This is a genomic window from Bacillus sp. BB51/4 (assembly GCF_008368845.1).
Lineage (GTDB): Bacteria > Bacillota > Bacilli > Bacillales > Bacillaceae_G > Bacillus_A > Bacillus_A wiedmannii.
This window is the reverse complement of record NZ_QOSC01000012.1, coordinates 94664-109287: the sequence shown is the minus strand read 5'-3', so window position 1 is coordinate 109287 and position 14624 is coordinate 94664. Positions and strand designations below refer to the sequence as shown.

Below are 14624 nucleotides of genomic sequence, written 5' to 3'. Positions count from 1 at the left end.
AGAGAATATTTATATTGTTTATTCCCCACAAAGTATTTTGAAGCTTCTAAATCAACTCAAATGGAATATGCATATTCTTTTTTAGGTAACCTTACTATCTCTCGAATAAAAGGGGATTTTTCTAAAATATCATCTAACTGCCCCTCACTAAAAACGTAAATACCACCTACATATGAACTGTATGCCTTTTTCTCAGTTATTACCGCTAATTTGGTATTTTCCTTTTTAAAATCACCCTCCAGTCCTTTTTCAAATGATAAACTTTTAGCACCTGAAAAATAAAGCTGAATTAACGCCACTAATTGTTTGTCCTCTGATTTTGCAAAGCACTGAATTTCATGTAAAATCATTTCATCTTGTAATGGGAGAAAGTCCTCTACTAATAAATCCTCTTCTTTATGAAAGAAATTTTGTAATTCAGTAGTATAGAACTTAAGATTTTTCTCAGTTATCTTTTGAAAAATGGATTGCAACAATAAATCTTTTCCTATTACAAACGGATGACCAAAGCCATTATTATAAAGTCCCTCTTTCATTTTCATTAGTTGTTCGATCAAAGGGATTCCCGATTCTTCAATTACAAGTTTACCGTTAATAAAACGCATACTAGCAATCAGTTCTTCAATTCGTAAGCCCTCTAATTCAAGCGTAGAATAATATAAATCTCTATTCCAAAAATCTAATTGATCCATTCCTAATGAATTAAATAATAGTTCATCTATAATTGGAAAAACTCCATCTTCTGTTAAAGCTTTCGTTACATCATCTAATAATCCAGGGGTCTGATTTAAAATCGTGCGTATTTCTTCGTCCTCTTGAATGATTCGTACCGTCCAATCACCATGATCTTCACCCGATATTTGCTGAAAACAATGTGAATATGGACCATGTCCAACATCGTGTAGAAGGGCTACAGTAGATACTAGCTTTCGTTCATATTCCGACAAATGTATGTCACCAATCTCAGTAAGATGTTCTATCACTTTATTTACTAGTACATATACACCTATCGAATGTTCTTCCCTCGTATGTATTGCGTTCTCATGTAAAAAATAAGTATGTCCTTGTTGTTTAATATAGGCCAATCTTTGAAATATTTTTGTATCTATCAATTGAAGGATATATCTATCCTGAATAAATATTGGTCCATAAATCGGATCTGTAATATACATACGTTCCCCTCCTATTTTTGTAAATTAAAGACCTTCACTATTATACTTAATTTTCAGTCTATTATCATTGAAATATGAGAAATTTTTAATAATCTTTTCATTATTTCTTCATGAAAACTGGGCTTATATGCTTTACTATAATACTTATGAGAGACATAAAAGAATTGAAATAGCAATCCCCTATATAAATAAGGTATAATATACACATAGTGAACCTTTTATGTTATTAAATAAAGGCGCATCTATTCAAAAATTCATAAATTAGAAGGTGCATCAATGGTTAGTAGTTTTATTCATTCAGTATTAACATTTTTTGAAGGATTAGGTTATTGGGGCATTATGCTTGGACTTATGATTGAGATTATTCCAAGTGAGATTGTCCTTGCTTATGCGGGATACTTAGTATTTAATGGTAGTATCTCATTTTTAGGCGCAGTTGTATTTGGTACAATTGGCGGTGTTATTGCTCAAATCTTTATTTATTGGATTGGACGATACGGTGGACGCCCTATTTTAGAACGTTACGGAAAATATATTTTTATTCACAAAAAACAAATAGACGCTGCTGAGGATTGGTTTAATCGTTACGGAACTGGCGTAATTTTTACAGCACGCTTTATTCCAGTAGTACGTCATGCGATTTCAATTCCTGCTGGTATTACAAAAATGTCATTCCTACGTTTCACTACGTTAACAGCAATCGCAATCATCCCTTGGTCTATCATTTTCATTTACTTAGGCGAAAAACTAGGTGAAAATTGGGAGAACATTAATGATATTGCTGGACCGTATGTGAAATCATTCGCAATTGGTGGCGTCTTACTTATTCTTTTATACTTCGTTATAAAAAAATGGACAAAAAAGCGTAAAAATCTTGCGTAAAAATATAAATAAAAAAACCGCTATTCATTCATTACGGATGTTAGCGGTTTTTATTATAGATTTGATTATGTATTAGAAATTGCATTATTTCTTCTTTATGATTTAAATCATGCTGAATGAGTGATGAAAAGTAATTATTTAATCTCACTTTTTTAGTGCCCAATTGGTAGTCATTATAAAAATATTGGGTGGGAATTCGCTCAATTTCATCCACTAATTGTTTACGAGTAACACTAAATTGATTTAATAGTTCTTCTTTTGAAATACCAGATCTCGCATATTTAATTGCTCCCTTATTCATTTCCTCAACATCTATTGGAACATTTGGTACACATTGTCCACATTTAAAGTATGGAATTCTATGCTTTATTAATAACACATCCCAAACGATAAAATGTGAAATCACATCCGCAATTGCCCACGAATCTTTTTTAAAAGATTGAAACCATATATTATCAGCTAATCCCTTCAACGTTTGACACCATTCTATTAAATTTAACTTTTCTTCCAAAATATTTTCTTTCTCCATTATTCCTTCCTTTCTCCCACTTATAATTCATTCATATTTATGTCTTCTAGAAATTGTATAAAAAGCCTCCATAATTACATGGATAAGCAACAATTCACTCATTCATTTCGTATATTATTTCAAAAAGGAGTGGTTCCCCTATGCATTGGCAACAAAAAATACAATACTTAATCGGACGCCCTATCGGTATTTCCTTCATCAATGGGCAAGGAACCTCTGGTGTATTATGTTCAGCACATGATGGTCAATTATATGTGTATGAATACCTTTATCAAGCACAGTTCGCAATGAAACATTATGATTTTAGACAAATTCAAGATATACATGCCTTTCCGAATTGTCCAAATCAAAATCCTCTATACTAAAAAAAAGGAACAGCTTATAGCCGTTCCTTTTTCTCCACACTTATTTCTCAGTATAAAAGTTTTGCACTGCTTCATCAAAGTAAATCCAGCCTTTCCAACCTAAATGAATTGTATCTTTTAAGAAATACTTATCATATTCATGGCCAGAAAAATCAACTACTGGGTATCCTGCTTTCTCAACTTGTTCCCGAACTTTTTTATAATACACTTCACGGCGTTCTTTAGGGAAACCAGCGTAATCATACCACGGTCCATTTACAGGTACAGAAATAAAGAGTGGCTTAACATTTTTCTCTTTAAAAATATCTAAAACAATTTGTAAGTCATCATATTCTGGTGATTCTTCATACGATTCATTTGCTCTAAAGTTTTTTAGACCTTTTAGTTTTTTCTTCAGATTATTCTTATAATAATACGGATTTTCAATTCCGAATGCGTTTGTAGTAGATTCCGCTTTCCCTTCTTCCTCCGCATGTTTACGTGCATCTACCCAAGAAATTGAACGTAATCCCATATTTGTTTTTTCTTTCATCGGCTCAATCTTAAATATAGAGTTAAATAAATCTCTATGATCTAAGATATTTCGATGCATATAAGCAAGTGGTTTGACTAAACCTGCTTTTATGTTATGTTTTGTATCGTTATATACAATACCCTGTAATGAATTTTTTAATATATCATCTTCTTGAACAACTTTATAATCTAATAGTCGTTTCGCAATTTTCTTCTTCATTTCAACATTTATTTCATCATTAAAAATAAAATGATATGCTTGTTGTTTGGAGAAATTATTAGTAAAATCCCCTTGTGATACACCAGTTTTGGTAAACCACTGTGGTGATAGAACAAAGACTACCTTTTTACCTTCTAATTCATCCATTGTAGATGTCATATTTAATATATGAGCTAAACTTTGTGTACCGCCAATCCCGATTAAATATGGCGTAAAACCTGCGGGATTCACTTTGAAGTAATTAGATGGATGATATGCATCCATTCGTAAAAATTCAGATGAACCGTACATCGGTAAATACTGCGAATTCTCTAACATTTTTTGCTGTAAGAAAACACTTTGTAATTTTTCTTTTTGTAAGGAAGTTGCCGCATCTTCTACCTTCTTATCACTAATAAGTGATACTAAACTTTTCGATGGGATTAGTATGATAATGAAAAAAAGCACACACGCTAAAATTATGGGACCAAACGCATGCTTCATCTTCATCTGTTATTCCTCTTTCTCTCGCTATTAAATTGTAACCCTTGTTTTTGACACGTCATCTTTTTCTCCTTTTTCTCTATACATGTTCCATTCTATTTATCTATTATATACATGTATGTATTTCCTTCCTTGTCCTATTAAGTCCTATATAAATAGCACAAGAAAATGTTTCCATAGAAACACGTTAATTATACAAGATTCTACATAAATTTCACACTAGAATTTTAGTAATAATTTTATTTTTAATCAGTTAAAATACATAGAAAATGTCTATAATTCATCCAATGATGTATGGAGTTCAAAGTATGATAATAAGCGCCCACTATGATCAACATCATGAGTATATGTAAAACCTAATTTTCGTAAAAGTTTTTTCGAATTTTCATTTACTACTTTTACTCTAGCAATTATTCTTTTTACATTCATCATCTCTTTTGCATATTGAATAGAAGCCTCCGCTGCTTCTGACGCATATCCATTTCCCCAATACTCCGGATCAAGTAAATACATAATTTCTATTTCGCCTGTTTCATCTACTTTTCTTAAACCACAATGTCCTAAAAGCTTCCCTGTTTCACTATTGAATAACAACCATACACCAAAATTATGCTGTTCCCAATGTAATATAAGTTTCCTGATATAATCATTTGCTTCTTCTTTTGACATTCCTCTTGATTTAGCAAGCCATTTGCCAACAACTTCTTCCTTTAATATGCTATAAAATTGATCAACATCTTCTATAATGGGCTTTCTCATGAATAACCTTTTGGTATGTATTACTTTCTTTTCTACAAACATAAACCTTTATTCCCCTCCAAAATTTTATACAGACTAGTACATTATACCATGTACTATTTACCCGACTTTAACTAAAAAAACAGACTATCACACATGTGAAGTCTGTTTCTCCATAATTTTATTTTTGTACATCTGCCCATTTTAAACTTGTAGCTGGACCGAATTGATGTACATATAAATCTTTCACATATGGCTTTTGTAAGTATGATAACCCGCGCTGGAATACCGGTGCAATTACTGCATCATCCAGTAACATTTTCTCAGCATCTTGCATTGCTTTCCAACGAGCTTTTTCATCATTACCTAATTCTGTTTTAATCTTCTTAATTAACGCATCATATTCTGGGTTTGCATATTCTGTATTGTTCACACTGCTTCCAGAAAGGAATACTTCTAAGTAAGTCATTGGATCTGGATAATCCGGTAACCAGCGTGATAATGACATTTCATATTCTTTCTTCTTCTCTAACGCCAGTTTTTGCGTATGTGGTTGTAATTTTACATTTACTTTTAAGCCTGGTAAGTTTTTCTCTAGCTCTTCTTTAATGTATTCTCCTACTTTTTTGAAGTTTTCTAAGTCATAGTTTAATAACTCAAGCGTTATTTCATTTGTACCTGTCTCTTGCTTCGCCTTTTCCCAATATTCTTTCGCCTGTTTTACATCAGTTTTATTAAACTCACCTGCTGTACTTCTAAAATCTTTTTTGTCTGGACCTTTTAAAAATCCTTTTGGTACGTAATAGTTAGCAGCAACCGAACCATCATTTAAAAATGAAGTCGCAAGTCCTTTCTTATCAAACACTGTACTTAGCGCAAGTCTTGCATTTTTATTTTTAAGAATCGGTACATTTTCATTGAATCGGAAGAAGTACATAACCGGATCTGTATATTGTTTTAGCTCTTTATTATTTTTATATTTATCTACGAATTCAGTTGAAATGACAGCCCTATCAACTTTATCTGTTTCATATAAATTTACCGCAGTTGAAATTTCTTTAACAATTTGATAGTTTACTTCATCTAACTTCACTTCTTTTTTATCCCAATACTTATCGTTTTTCTTCATTGTAAAGCTCGCTTCATGCTTCCAATCAGATAATGTAAATGGCCCGTTATACACTGCTTTATTTGCTTCTAATCCGTATTTATCACCTTGTTCTTTCGCATATTTTTCGTTAATTGGATAGAATGATGGTAAAATAAGTAGTTTCGTAAAATACGGTACAGGATGTTCTAACTCTACAACGAACGTTTTATCATCCGTCGCTTTCACTCCTAATTCCTCTAACCCTAGTTGTTTCTTATTTATTTTCTCCGCATTTTTCACATCGTATGCAATGTATGCATATTGAGAAGCAGTATCCGGATTAATAAGCTGCTTCCAAGCGTATACGTAATCTTGTGCTGTTACTGGATCTCCGTTAGACCATTTCGCGTCACGTAAGTGAAATGTATATGTTTTTCCATCTTTACTCACTTCATATTTTTGTGCTCCAGCCTCAATCACTTCATCATTTTTCGATAAGCGGAATAATCCTTCCATTACGTTATTTAAAACGTTAAATGATACTGCATCTGTTACTTTCCCTGAATTTAACGACGGAATTTCACCCGTTTCTAGTAACTGTAATACTTTCTTCTCATCTTTCGGCTTTGTCGTTGTTTTTTCTTTTGCGCAGCCAACTAAAATTGAAGAAACTAATAGGGTACTAACTAATGAGTAACGAACAACTTTTTTCATTTAAAAACCCCCTCTATTTTTTAAGGTAAGTAACGACGAGCACCAGCGTATTCTTCTATATATCCTGGTGTGTTTAGCGATATAATCTCTACCGATCTTTCAGCCCTCGGTGAGTGAAGCATATTCCCATCACCAATATACATCCCTACATGATGAACACTACCTTTTCCTTGGTCATGTGCAAAGAAGATTAAATCTCCTTTTTGTAAATGTTCTTTATCAACCGCAACTCCATTCCTCGATTGCGGACCAGAATCCCGCGGAATTGTAATACCGTGTGATTTATAAATCGTATGTGTAAATCCAGAGCAATCAAATCCAAAACCACTTGTACCAGCCCATATATATGGTAATCCTAAAAACATTTTCCCTGTGTTTATTAAATCATCAGCCGTCGGAGTTGGAATATCATTTTGGGAGCGATAAACAGTTCCGTCATTTTTTCGTAGCCAAGCTTTCTGCCCGTTTGGTAACAATACGCGGTATGAAATTGTATCTTCACTAAGTAAAGGAAGTCGCGTATTATAGCTCACTTCAAGCGATTTATGTTTTTCAGAAGGATTTATATATAAAATAGCTGTCGGTTTCGTTACTAAAACGAAAGGTTCGTTTGTTTTATCTGCAAATTCCTGATTATATGTTAATTGTTTTTCAGGCATCCATCCTGGATACCCTTCTTCATTTCGTGGTGTTGGTTGACCATGGACTAACACTTTCACCCAGTCCCCTTTTTTATCAACAACCGTTACTTCTTGACCTAATAGCGCTTGCGTTTCTAATTTATTTGCATTTGTTAACCAAAGTTTCTCATCAAGCGTCATTGATTTCGTCCACTTCCATAAATCAACTGGATTTGTAGCGCTTGGTACATCAATTGGTCGTAATGAATCAGGCGCGGTCCAAAGTGTTGCGGCAGATACATCGATAAATGCCTTACTATCTTTCTTCTCTTCAGCATTTGCTGATGTAAACGATGAAAATATAAATAAAGTTGTTAAAAATGCAGTTCCTACTTTTTTCATACATATCCCCCTTAAAAGATAGTTTACTAATCTCTTCTCCTAAGATTTACTATTCACTGTCGATTGAAGGTTTACCTTTGATCCAGAATACGTCATTCCTTCCGGTTCTTCCATTAACCAAAGCGGTGCATCCAGATCGAAGTAATGAATATTAGGATGTGCAGCAGCTAAATGGGCTACAGCGCTAACAGAAAGTGAAGATTCCATCATACTTCCGACCATACATTTTACACCAGCTGTTTCGGCAATATCGGCAATACGCCACGCTTCACGTATGCCACCACATTTCATTAATTTAATATTGAGCAAGTCTGCATATCCTCCTTGAACAATTTTCAATGCATCACTCGCTGAAAATATGCTTTCATCTGCCATAATGGGCGTTTGTACATGATCTTTGACATACTTTAATCCATCCCAATCTTTCGCATGAACAGGTTGTTCAATAAATTCGATGTTTAAATTTCGATTTTCCATCTCTTTAATGATCGTAACCGCTTCTTTTGGATTCCACCCTTGATTTGCATCTAATCGTAACGTCGTATTTTTTGGTACACTATTTCGAATTGCTTCAATACGTTCTAAATCTAAATGAGCAGATTTTCCCACTTTAATTTTTAAAGTTTGAAATCCTTTTTCTACATGTTGCTTTGCCTCTTTCGCCATAATAAAAGGTTCATCTACACTCACCGTAATATCTGTATGAATTTCTTTCTTCCCGCCTAATAATGCGTAAAGTGGAACGTTTTGGTGTTGACAATACACATCATATAAAGCAATATCTACCGCCGCTTTCGCACTTGGATTTCCAATACAACTCATTTGAATGTGCTGCAGTAACTGCTGAAATTGAATAATATCTTGACCAATTAAACAGGAACGCATCGGTCCTAAAATTGCTTCTTCAATTCCGTTAGCGAAATCCCCCGTAATAACTGGTGTTGCGGTTGCAGCACCCTTCCCAACAATTCCTGCATCTGTATAAATATATACATCTATACTTTCTATTTCAGTTACGGTACGAAGCGCCGTTTTAAACGGTGTATGAAGATTTACACGTCTACGATTTACTTTTACATCGGTAATTTTCATATTGTTCATCCTTTCGTTGTCTGACAAAGTGTAACCTTAATCCACAAAATAGATTAGTTTTTTACGGGCAATTAATCTCCTCTTTCGCTTGCTTTTCATATAGGAGGTTAATGTAAAATAAAAAAATCCAGCCATAAGAAGATTCTTATGGCTGGATTTTGTCTAGGAATGGGTAGACAAAGCAGCGATTTGATTATATTTTTTCTGTGCATCTTTTAATGCTACAAGTAGTGCTTTTTGAGACGAACCGAAGTATCTATTTTTTATTTCTGTTACCAATAGTGGATCATTAATATTTTTATGTAGAAACAAATATTTAACGAATTGTGATGTTAATGCAATTGTCGCTGAGCAATCTGCATCTACAATTTCCCCTGTCTCCTTAACAAGTACAAATGCTACAAAATAACTTTTGAACTTTTCGGTAATAGGATTATTTTGAGGTGCTTTCGCATCCCCTACGATATAAATTGTATTTGAAGCGTACACAGCTATCTTCCTTTCTAATACGGGATAACGGTTTTCTTAATAGTCGTATGAGTGATAAACTCAACGTTGATTAAAAAATGTATCCGCTTACCTTGTATTATAATACAATTGACAGAATTTTAACAATACTTATTCCGGTGTATATTCCATAATTATAAAAACAGCTTAAACTCTTCATGTTTACAATATGTGATTGTTACTTGTACCATGCCATTCAGACATAAAAAAACAGCTAGCAATCGCTAACTGTTCTATTACACTACTTCGGCAACACAAATATAGTTTCATTTGACTTAGAAAATTGATATTCTTTTCTCGCAAACTTCAAAATTTCTTCCTCATCGTCTGTTAAATTTTCTATGTTAGTCTTTAAAAAATCCTGATCTTTCTTTAAAGAGACCAATTGTTTTTTTTGATTCGTTATAGTATCTTTTTTTTCTACGATTATTTCTTGTTGTTTCGTTAAAATAAATTGAAGGTACAAAGTAGCCGCCGCAATAAATATAAACATGAATATAAATCGTCTTAGTTTTTTCTTATTAATTGCTCGCTTCTCATTAGGCTGTGATAGTTGCTCTTCTATATTAGGAACATTTATTCGCTTGAGTTTCCTCATTATGAAATCCCCCTAACACATATATTTTCACTACCCTCGGCATAATCCCTTACTAACTATAATTCTATTCTTATAAAATAAGCTCCTTCACAAAAATATCTTACAAATTAACCAATTAAAGATAGCATTCGACGACATTTCCATATTTACATTGCATTTTTTTATGTATGCTGCCATAAAATAGTAGTTTCTGTTATTCTTTTTCTACTATTGTAGAAGAGTTTTTTTACACACAAAATACCTTACCTACATATCGATGTTATAACATGCTTACAAGGGGGAAAAATATGCATTACCGTACATTAGGTAAAACTGGAATAACTGTCTCTGAAATAGGTTTTGGGGCATGGGCAATCGGTGGTGATGAATGGGGACCTGTTAACGATAAACAATCTATAACCGCTATAAAAAAAGCAATTGAGTGTGGTGTGAATTTTATTGATACTGCAGATGTGTATGGTTTAGGACATAGTGAAAAGTTAGTGTCTACCGCAATTAAAGGACATCGTAATGATATTATCCTATCAACGAAAGGCGGTTTAATCGGACATCACTACGATCCGAATGGAGATCCTGTATATGATACTCCCGAAAAAATTATCGCCGTATTTGAAACAAGTTTACAACGTCTTCAAACAGATTACATTGATCTTTATTTTTGTCATATTTGGTGGCATAATCGTAGAGAAACAGAAGCATTTTTACGTGCATTTGAAGTATTAAAACGTGATGGAAAAGTAAGAGCAGTCGGTGTTTCGACACATGATTTACAATACATTCGTCATTTCAATAAAAACAATGAAATTGACATCGTACAAATTGATTACAATATATTGAATCAAAAACCAGAAAATGATATTTTGCCATTCTTACAAGAAAAAAATCTAGGAGCTGTTATTCGTGGGCCGTTAAAAATGGGTATTTTAACTGGAAAATTCACAAATAAAACAACTTTTCCAAATGGAGATTTACGCAAAGATTGGCCAAATGAAAATTGGTTTCAAGAAGACTTACAAAAGGTAGAGAAACTTCGGTTGCTCTCAAATAAAAATCAGACCTTAGGGCAACTTGCACTTCGCTATATACTCACTCATCCAGCAGTGAGTGTTGTAATCCCAGGTGCAAAAACAGAAAAACAAGCACAAGAAAATGCAAATGCGTCTGTTCGCCCTATTTTGAGTGATGAGGAGATTAGCTATATTCAATCAATATAAAAAAGCCCGGCCTGGGCTTTTTAATTTTGTAAATCAATATCATATTCCATACTTTTAGCTGTTTCCTCAGCAATCTCCACACCTAACAAATTTTTCACAATATGAAATGACATGTTAATACCAGCTGAAATACCTGCAGATGTAATAATGTGTCCTTCATCTACAAATTTCACATTCTCCATTACTTCTACATTCGGATAATCTTTTTTGAAAGTTTGAATACTAGCCCAATGCGTTGTTGCTTTTAAGCCTTCTAGTAAACCGGCTTTCGCAAGTAATAGCGCACCCGTACAAACTGAAGTCATTAGCTTTACTTCTTTCATTTGCTGACGAACCCAATTTATTATAATATCATTTTGCACTTCATTTTCCCGAACACCTTTACCACCTGGAATGATTAAAATATCAACTGGTGGTAAATCTTCAATACTATAATCTGGCTTTACCTTTAATCCGTTTCTTGCTGTAATCATTTCTCCATTTTGGCTAACTGTATACACAGTAAATGGTTTTTCTTCATCCGCTTCGGTTACAGAAAAAACTTCAAATGGCCCAGCAAAGTCTAACACTTCTACCTCGTTAAATAAAAATATGCCCACACTCCATTTATTTATCATACGTTCACTTCCTGTTTTAAATGATGTAAAAGGTGATCATGTCCTTTTTCTAATGCAATATAATATGCTGTTCTCCCATCTTTCAAAATATTTAAGTTTCCCCTTCTTCTATATGTTCTATTGATTATGATATTTTCCTGTTAAAACTATAGTTTACATAATAATATTATCTCTCCAATAATTATCTGTTATTTTAAATATTAAATTTTTTTTGAAATAACACTAATCATGTTTAATATGGAGGAGAGATTATGTTACAAGTAATGCCTTTAAATAGTGAAGACTATGATTTAATTAAAGCTGCTGAAAAAGTAATCGAAAAAAACTATAAATACGGTCGTCATCATATCGGTTCAGCTATAAGAACTAAAGCAGGTAATATTTATGCAGCAGTGCATGTTGAAGCGAATGTTGGAAGAATAACAGTATGCGGTGAAGCTATGGCGATCGGAAAATCTATTTCAGAAGGTGATCATGAATTTGATACCATTGTCGCAGTTGCTCACCCACACCCTCATGAAGATATAGAAAAATGTTGGGTTGTTGCTCCATGTGGTATGTGTCGAGAATTAATAAGTGATTACGGAATAAATACGAACGTTATACTTTCATATAATGGTGAACTGGTAAAATGTAACGTAATGGAATTATTACCTGAAAAGTATACAAGCGAAGTAGAATAATCATTCATACTTTCAACATATCAAATAATATTATTTCAATAAAAAAACAATCCATTTTTAAAACGGATTGTTTTTTTATTTCTTTTTTATGCAGTTTATTTTATTTTTCTATTTTCAATAATTATAAAATCATCATTAACAAAAATGAAATCCAAATATTTAAGTACGCATCGCGGTTCGTTTTTTCATTTGAAAACAAAAATAAAATTTCTCCTTACATTTGAAAAACATTAATATGAACTCTCTAAAATCAGCAACCTTATCATACCAATCTATAACAATTCTGTCTTCTTCCCTTACCTGTTTCCTTTAATACATATGATTTTAAAACTAGCGCTGTTAATGAATCCGTTAAAGTTTTATATGATAAATTAGATAATGCCAATAGATCGTTCGTATATAACATTCTATGCTTCTCTAATAATAATAGTACTAATCGTTCAGATGGTTTTAATGCCTCATCACTTTCTAGTATAAAGTCTATATTTTTCATTTCTCTTATTATTACTCCTTATATAAAAAAATACTTAAGCAACTGATTTAATATAAAAATAATACACAACAAAATTTGAAGTATATTAATATAACATCGTTTTAAAACACTATTATACTATAACATAGAAAAAGCATTTCCCGAAATAGGAAATGCTTTTTTATATTGCTTATAGGATTCTCCAAACCCTACATTATATTTCAAATACTGATCCGTACAATTCCCTTCAAACTTCTCTGATCATCCAAAAGTATTTGTAATAAATTAAGTTCTACTAAAATGATTTAAACAAATAAAAGCGGTTAGTCATTCATGCTCTAAACAGGACTGACTAACCGTTATCCAGTTTCTTCTCAATTAACATGTTCTACCTTAAATATTTCTTGCAATATGCGGCTTACTGTAATGACTTGTTCCACCGCCGCCTACTACTACTTTACCACCTTTTTCGAAAATTAATAACTTACTTGAACCGTCTGCAAGAAGTACTATTACTTCAGCATTATTACTTGTTGCTACATAAATTACATAACCGCTTTTTGATATACATGTTTCCCAATTCGCATCAAATTCTGATCTTACTACACGATTTGAATACACTTGATTTTCAATTCTATCTTGTTCTACGTTTTCCAAATTGATTCCTCCCACTTCACTAAAATAGCATTTATAGGAAAATAACAGCCCTATATAAAATAGTAGCTGACTTTAACATAAATAGTATATGTAGTTAGTAGCAGAATGCTTGGACAATGAAACGTAATAACATGTAAGCAATATACAATTAAAATAAGGCAATCGATATTATATCAATTACCTTATTTTCATAGATAGTTCTTTTATTTTTCGTTTCGCACAGCTTCAAAAGTAAACATTTGATTTGCATTTGACGGTTCTTTTTCATAAACATAGTCAGCAGAGCAAGTAATGTTAGAGAAACCTATACTTTCTAACAGAAGTCTGAACTCGTCTATCCCATACCAGCGCATCGCAAAGCGCTGTAGTTCTGTTTGTACTAACTGTCCTTTACTCCATTTTTCATATTTTAAATATGATAGAGTAACTTGGTTCAGCCAATCTATTTCAATTGATTTATTTTCTAATGTAATTCCGTCTCCACTTGGTAAAGAAAAAGTCGATGTATGAATCTCTCCAGTCTTCCAGTCATGCGGAAGCATAATATCTACAATTAATCGTCCCCCAGGATTAAGATGTTCATAAAAACATTTCAATGCGTTTATAGAATCATCTCGATTTTCAATTAAACAAAAAGATCCAGTCGGAATGATAATTGCCTCATATTTATGCGGCAGTGAAAATTTTTGTAAGCTTCCTTCATATAAATTAAGATGTAAACCTCTCTCTGTACAGCGTATACGGCAAGAATCTAACATTTCAGGTGAATAATCTATCCCATCCACTGTAAAACCAGCCTCAAGAAGTGGGATGATGACCCGACCTGATCCTACTGCTGCTTCTAGAATTCTTCCTCTACCATTTTTTAAACGTTCTTGATAATACTCAATATCACCATTTAAAGAATAACCGACAGGTTTTGTGTAATCATAAAGTTCCGTGCAAAGTGTACTATAAAAACTAAACATTTATTTTCTCCTCCGTTTTTAAGTACGGAAGATTTCAACTCAATTAATCTTCCTGTACCTTTACTTTTAATAAAAATTCGAAAGAGCT

At 32.8% G+C, this 14624-nt stretch carries 17 protein-coding genes and 1 pseudogene; 4 read left to right on the top strand and 14 right to left on the bottom strand.

Annotation, left to right across the window (positions count from 1 at the left end; translation table 11 throughout):
* Window positions 1-56 precede the first annotated feature (56 nt).
* Window positions 57-1172 (bottom strand): HD domain-containing protein, encoded by a 1116-nt coding sequence (locus tag DN392_RS15215; RefSeq protein ID WP_000275978.1) that lies wholly within the window; start codon window positions 1170-1172, stop codon window positions 57-59.
* Between the two features lie 276 nt (window positions 1173-1448).
* Between DN392_RS15215 and uptA the strand changes: the two genes are divergently transcribed.
* The gene (gene uptA, locus DN392_RS15210) at window positions 1449-2054 is read left to right on the top strand and encodes an undecaprenyl phosphate transporter UptA (RefSeq protein WP_000254813.1); all 606 of its coding nucleotides are present in this window, start codon (window positions 1449-1451) and stop codon (window positions 2052-2054) included.
* A 40-nt stretch (window positions 2055-2094) separates the two neighbouring features.
* Here uptA and DN392_RS15205 read toward each other — a convergent pair whose 3' ends face one another.
* Window positions 2095-2583 carry a hypothetical protein gene (locus DN392_RS15205; protein ID WP_064057124.1) on the bottom strand — a complete coding sequence of 163 codons (489 nt, stop codon included), beginning with the start codon at window positions 2581-2583 and terminating at the stop codon, window positions 2095-2097.
* A 140-nt stretch (window positions 2584-2723) separates the two neighbouring features.
* Between DN392_RS15205 and DN392_RS15200 the strand changes: the two genes are divergently transcribed.
* Window positions 2724-2948 (top strand): hypothetical protein, encoded by a 225-nt coding sequence (locus DN392_RS15200; protein ID WP_000558706.1) that lies wholly within the window; start codon window positions 2724-2726, stop codon window positions 2946-2948.
* Between the two features lie 40 nt (window positions 2949-2988).
* Here DN392_RS15200 and dltD read toward each other — a convergent pair whose 3' ends face one another.
* From dltD to DN392_RS15160, 7 genes are all read right to left on the bottom strand, one after another.
* Window positions 2989-4170: a D-alanyl-lipoteichoic acid biosynthesis protein DltD gene (gene dltD, locus DN392_RS15195; RefSeq protein ID WP_000782316.1), complete on the bottom strand. Its 1182-nt coding sequence runs from the start codon at window positions 4168-4170 to the stop codon at window positions 2989-2991.
* Between the two features lie 267 nt (window positions 4171-4437).
* A complete protein-coding gene (locus DN392_RS15190; protein ID WP_064057123.1) occupies window positions 4438-4965 on the bottom strand; it encodes a GNAT family N-acetyltransferase in 528 nt (175 codons plus the stop codon).
* A 118-nt stretch (window positions 4966-5083) separates the two neighbouring features.
* Window positions 5084-6706, bottom strand: a complete 1623-nt coding sequence (locus tag DN392_RS15185; protein WP_064057122.1) for a peptide ABC transporter substrate-binding protein — start codon at window positions 6704-6706, stop codon at window positions 5084-5086.
* Between the two features lie 20 nt (window positions 6707-6726).
* Window positions 6727-7728: a C40 family peptidase gene (locus tag DN392_RS15180; RefSeq protein ID WP_064057121.1), complete on the bottom strand. Its 1002-nt coding sequence runs from the start codon at window positions 7726-7728 to the stop codon at window positions 6727-6729.
* A gap of 39 nt (window positions 7729-7767) precedes the next feature.
* On the bottom strand, window positions 7768-8829 hold the full coding sequence (locus DN392_RS15175) for a dipeptide epimerase (RefSeq protein WP_131233602.1): 1062 nt from the start codon (window positions 8827-8829) through the stop codon (window positions 7768-7770).
* 153 nt (window positions 8830-8982) lie between these two features.
* Complete coding sequence (locus DN392_RS15170; RefSeq protein ID WP_000271317.1) at window positions 8983-9309, bottom strand: DUF3870 domain-containing protein; 327 nt, start codon at window positions 9307-9309, stop codon at window positions 8983-8985.
* A 259-nt stretch (window positions 9310-9568) separates the two neighbouring features.
* Window positions 9569-9925: an FtsB family cell division protein gene (locus tag DN392_RS15160; RefSeq protein WP_001228711.1), complete on the bottom strand. Its 357-nt coding sequence runs from the start codon at window positions 9923-9925 to the stop codon at window positions 9569-9571.
* Window positions 9926-10212: 287 nt separating this feature from the next.
* On the opposite strand from DN392_RS15160, the gene DN392_RS15155 reads away from it, so the two are divergent.
* Entirely contained in the window at window positions 10213-11139 is a 927-nt protein-coding gene (locus DN392_RS15155) for an aldo/keto reductase (RefSeq protein ID WP_016087503.1), read from the top strand.
* Between the two features lie 20 nt (window positions 11140-11159).
* Here DN392_RS15155 and DN392_RS15150 read toward each other — a convergent pair whose 3' ends face one another.
* Window positions 11160-11756, bottom strand: a complete 597-nt coding sequence (locus tag DN392_RS15150) for a DJ-1/PfpI family protein (RefSeq protein WP_000608992.1) — start codon at window positions 11754-11756, stop codon at window positions 11160-11162.
* A pseudogene (locus DN392_RS15145) lies at window positions 11753-11836 on the bottom strand (ankyrin repeat domain-containing protein); the annotation flags it as partial. The pseudogene DN392_RS15145 and the gene DN392_RS15150, both read right to left, overlap by 4 nt.
* Before the next feature lie 171 nt (window positions 11837-12007).
* Here DN392_RS15145 and DN392_RS15140 point away from each other — a divergent pair.
* Window positions 12008-12439, top strand: coding sequence for a cytidine deaminase (locus DN392_RS15140; protein WP_000942285.1), 432 nt, complete (start codon window positions 12008-12010; stop codon window positions 12437-12439).
* Between the two features lie 262 nt (window positions 12440-12701).
* Here DN392_RS15140 and DN392_RS15135 read toward each other — a convergent pair whose 3' ends face one another.
* The 3 genes from DN392_RS15135 to DN392_RS15125 all read right to left on the bottom strand — a co-directional run bounded on the left by DN392_RS15135 (window position 12702) and on the right by DN392_RS15125 (window position 14536).
* Complete coding sequence (locus tag DN392_RS15135; protein ID WP_000789031.1) at window positions 12702-12932, bottom strand: hypothetical protein; 231 nt, start codon at window positions 12930-12932, stop codon at window positions 12702-12704.
* 372 nt (window positions 12933-13304) lie between these two features.
* Window positions 13305-13568, bottom strand: coding sequence for a hypothetical protein (locus tag DN392_RS15130; protein WP_000432423.1), 264 nt, complete (start codon window positions 13566-13568; stop codon window positions 13305-13307).
* A gap of 203 nt (window positions 13569-13771) precedes the next feature.
* Window positions 13772-14536 carry a class I SAM-dependent methyltransferase gene (locus DN392_RS15125; protein ID WP_061673361.1) on the bottom strand — a complete coding sequence of 255 codons (765 nt, stop codon included), beginning with the start codon at window positions 14534-14536 and terminating at the stop codon, window positions 13772-13774.
* Window positions 14537-14624 lie beyond the last annotated feature (88 nt).

Coding starts and splice junctions, on each gene's coding strand:
- DN392_RS15140 (WP_000942285.1), top strand. CDS start 12,008: ATGTTACAAGTAATGCCTTTAAATAGTGAAGACTATGATTTAATTAAA.
- DN392_RS15160 (WP_001228711.1), bottom strand. CDS start 9,925: ATGAGGAAACTCAAGCGAATAAATGTTCCTAATATAGAAGAGCAACTA.
- DN392_RS15205 (WP_064057124.1), bottom strand. CDS start 2,583: ATGGAGAAAGAAAATATTTTGGAAGAAAAGTTAAATTTAATAGAATGG.
- DN392_RS15190 (WP_064057123.1), bottom strand. CDS start 4,965: ATGTTTGTAGAAAAGAAAGTAATACATACCAAAAGGTTATTCATGAGA.
- DN392_RS15215 (WP_000275978.1), bottom strand. CDS start 1,172: ATGTATATTACAGATCCGATTTATGGACCAATATTTATTCAGGATAGA.
- DN392_RS15185 (WP_064057122.1), bottom strand. CDS start 6,706: ATGAAAAAAGTTGTTCGTTACTCATTAGTTAGTACCCTATTAGTTTCT.
- uptA (WP_000254813.1), top strand. CDS start 1,449: ATGGTTAGTAGTTTTATTCATTCAGTATTAACATTTTTTGAAGGATTA.
- DN392_RS15175 (WP_131233602.1), bottom strand. CDS start 8,829: ATGAACAATATGAAAATTACCGATGTAAAAGTAAATCGTAGACGTGTA.
- DN392_RS15150 (WP_000608992.1), bottom strand. CDS start 11,756: ATGATAAATAAATGGAGTGTGGGCATATTTTTATTTAACGAGGTAGAA.
- DN392_RS15180 (WP_064057121.1), bottom strand. CDS start 7,728: ATGAAAAAAGTAGGAACTGCATTTTTAACAACTTTATTTATATTTTCA.
- DN392_RS15200 (WP_000558706.1), top strand. CDS start 2,724: ATGCATTGGCAACAAAAAATACAATACTTAATCGGACGCCCTATCGGT.
- DN392_RS15155 (WP_016087503.1), top strand. CDS start 10,213: ATGCATTACCGTACATTAGGTAAAACTGGAATAACTGTCTCTGAAATA.
- DN392_RS15125 (WP_061673361.1), bottom strand. CDS start 14,536: ATGTTTAGTTTTTATAGTACACTTTGCACGGAACTTTATGATTACACA.
- DN392_RS15135 (WP_000789031.1), bottom strand. CDS start 12,932: ATGAAAAATATAGACTTTATACTAGAAAGTGATGAGGCATTAAAACCA.
- dltD (WP_000782316.1), bottom strand. CDS start 4,170: ATGAAGATGAAGCATGCGTTTGGTCCCATAATTTTAGCGTGTGTGCTT.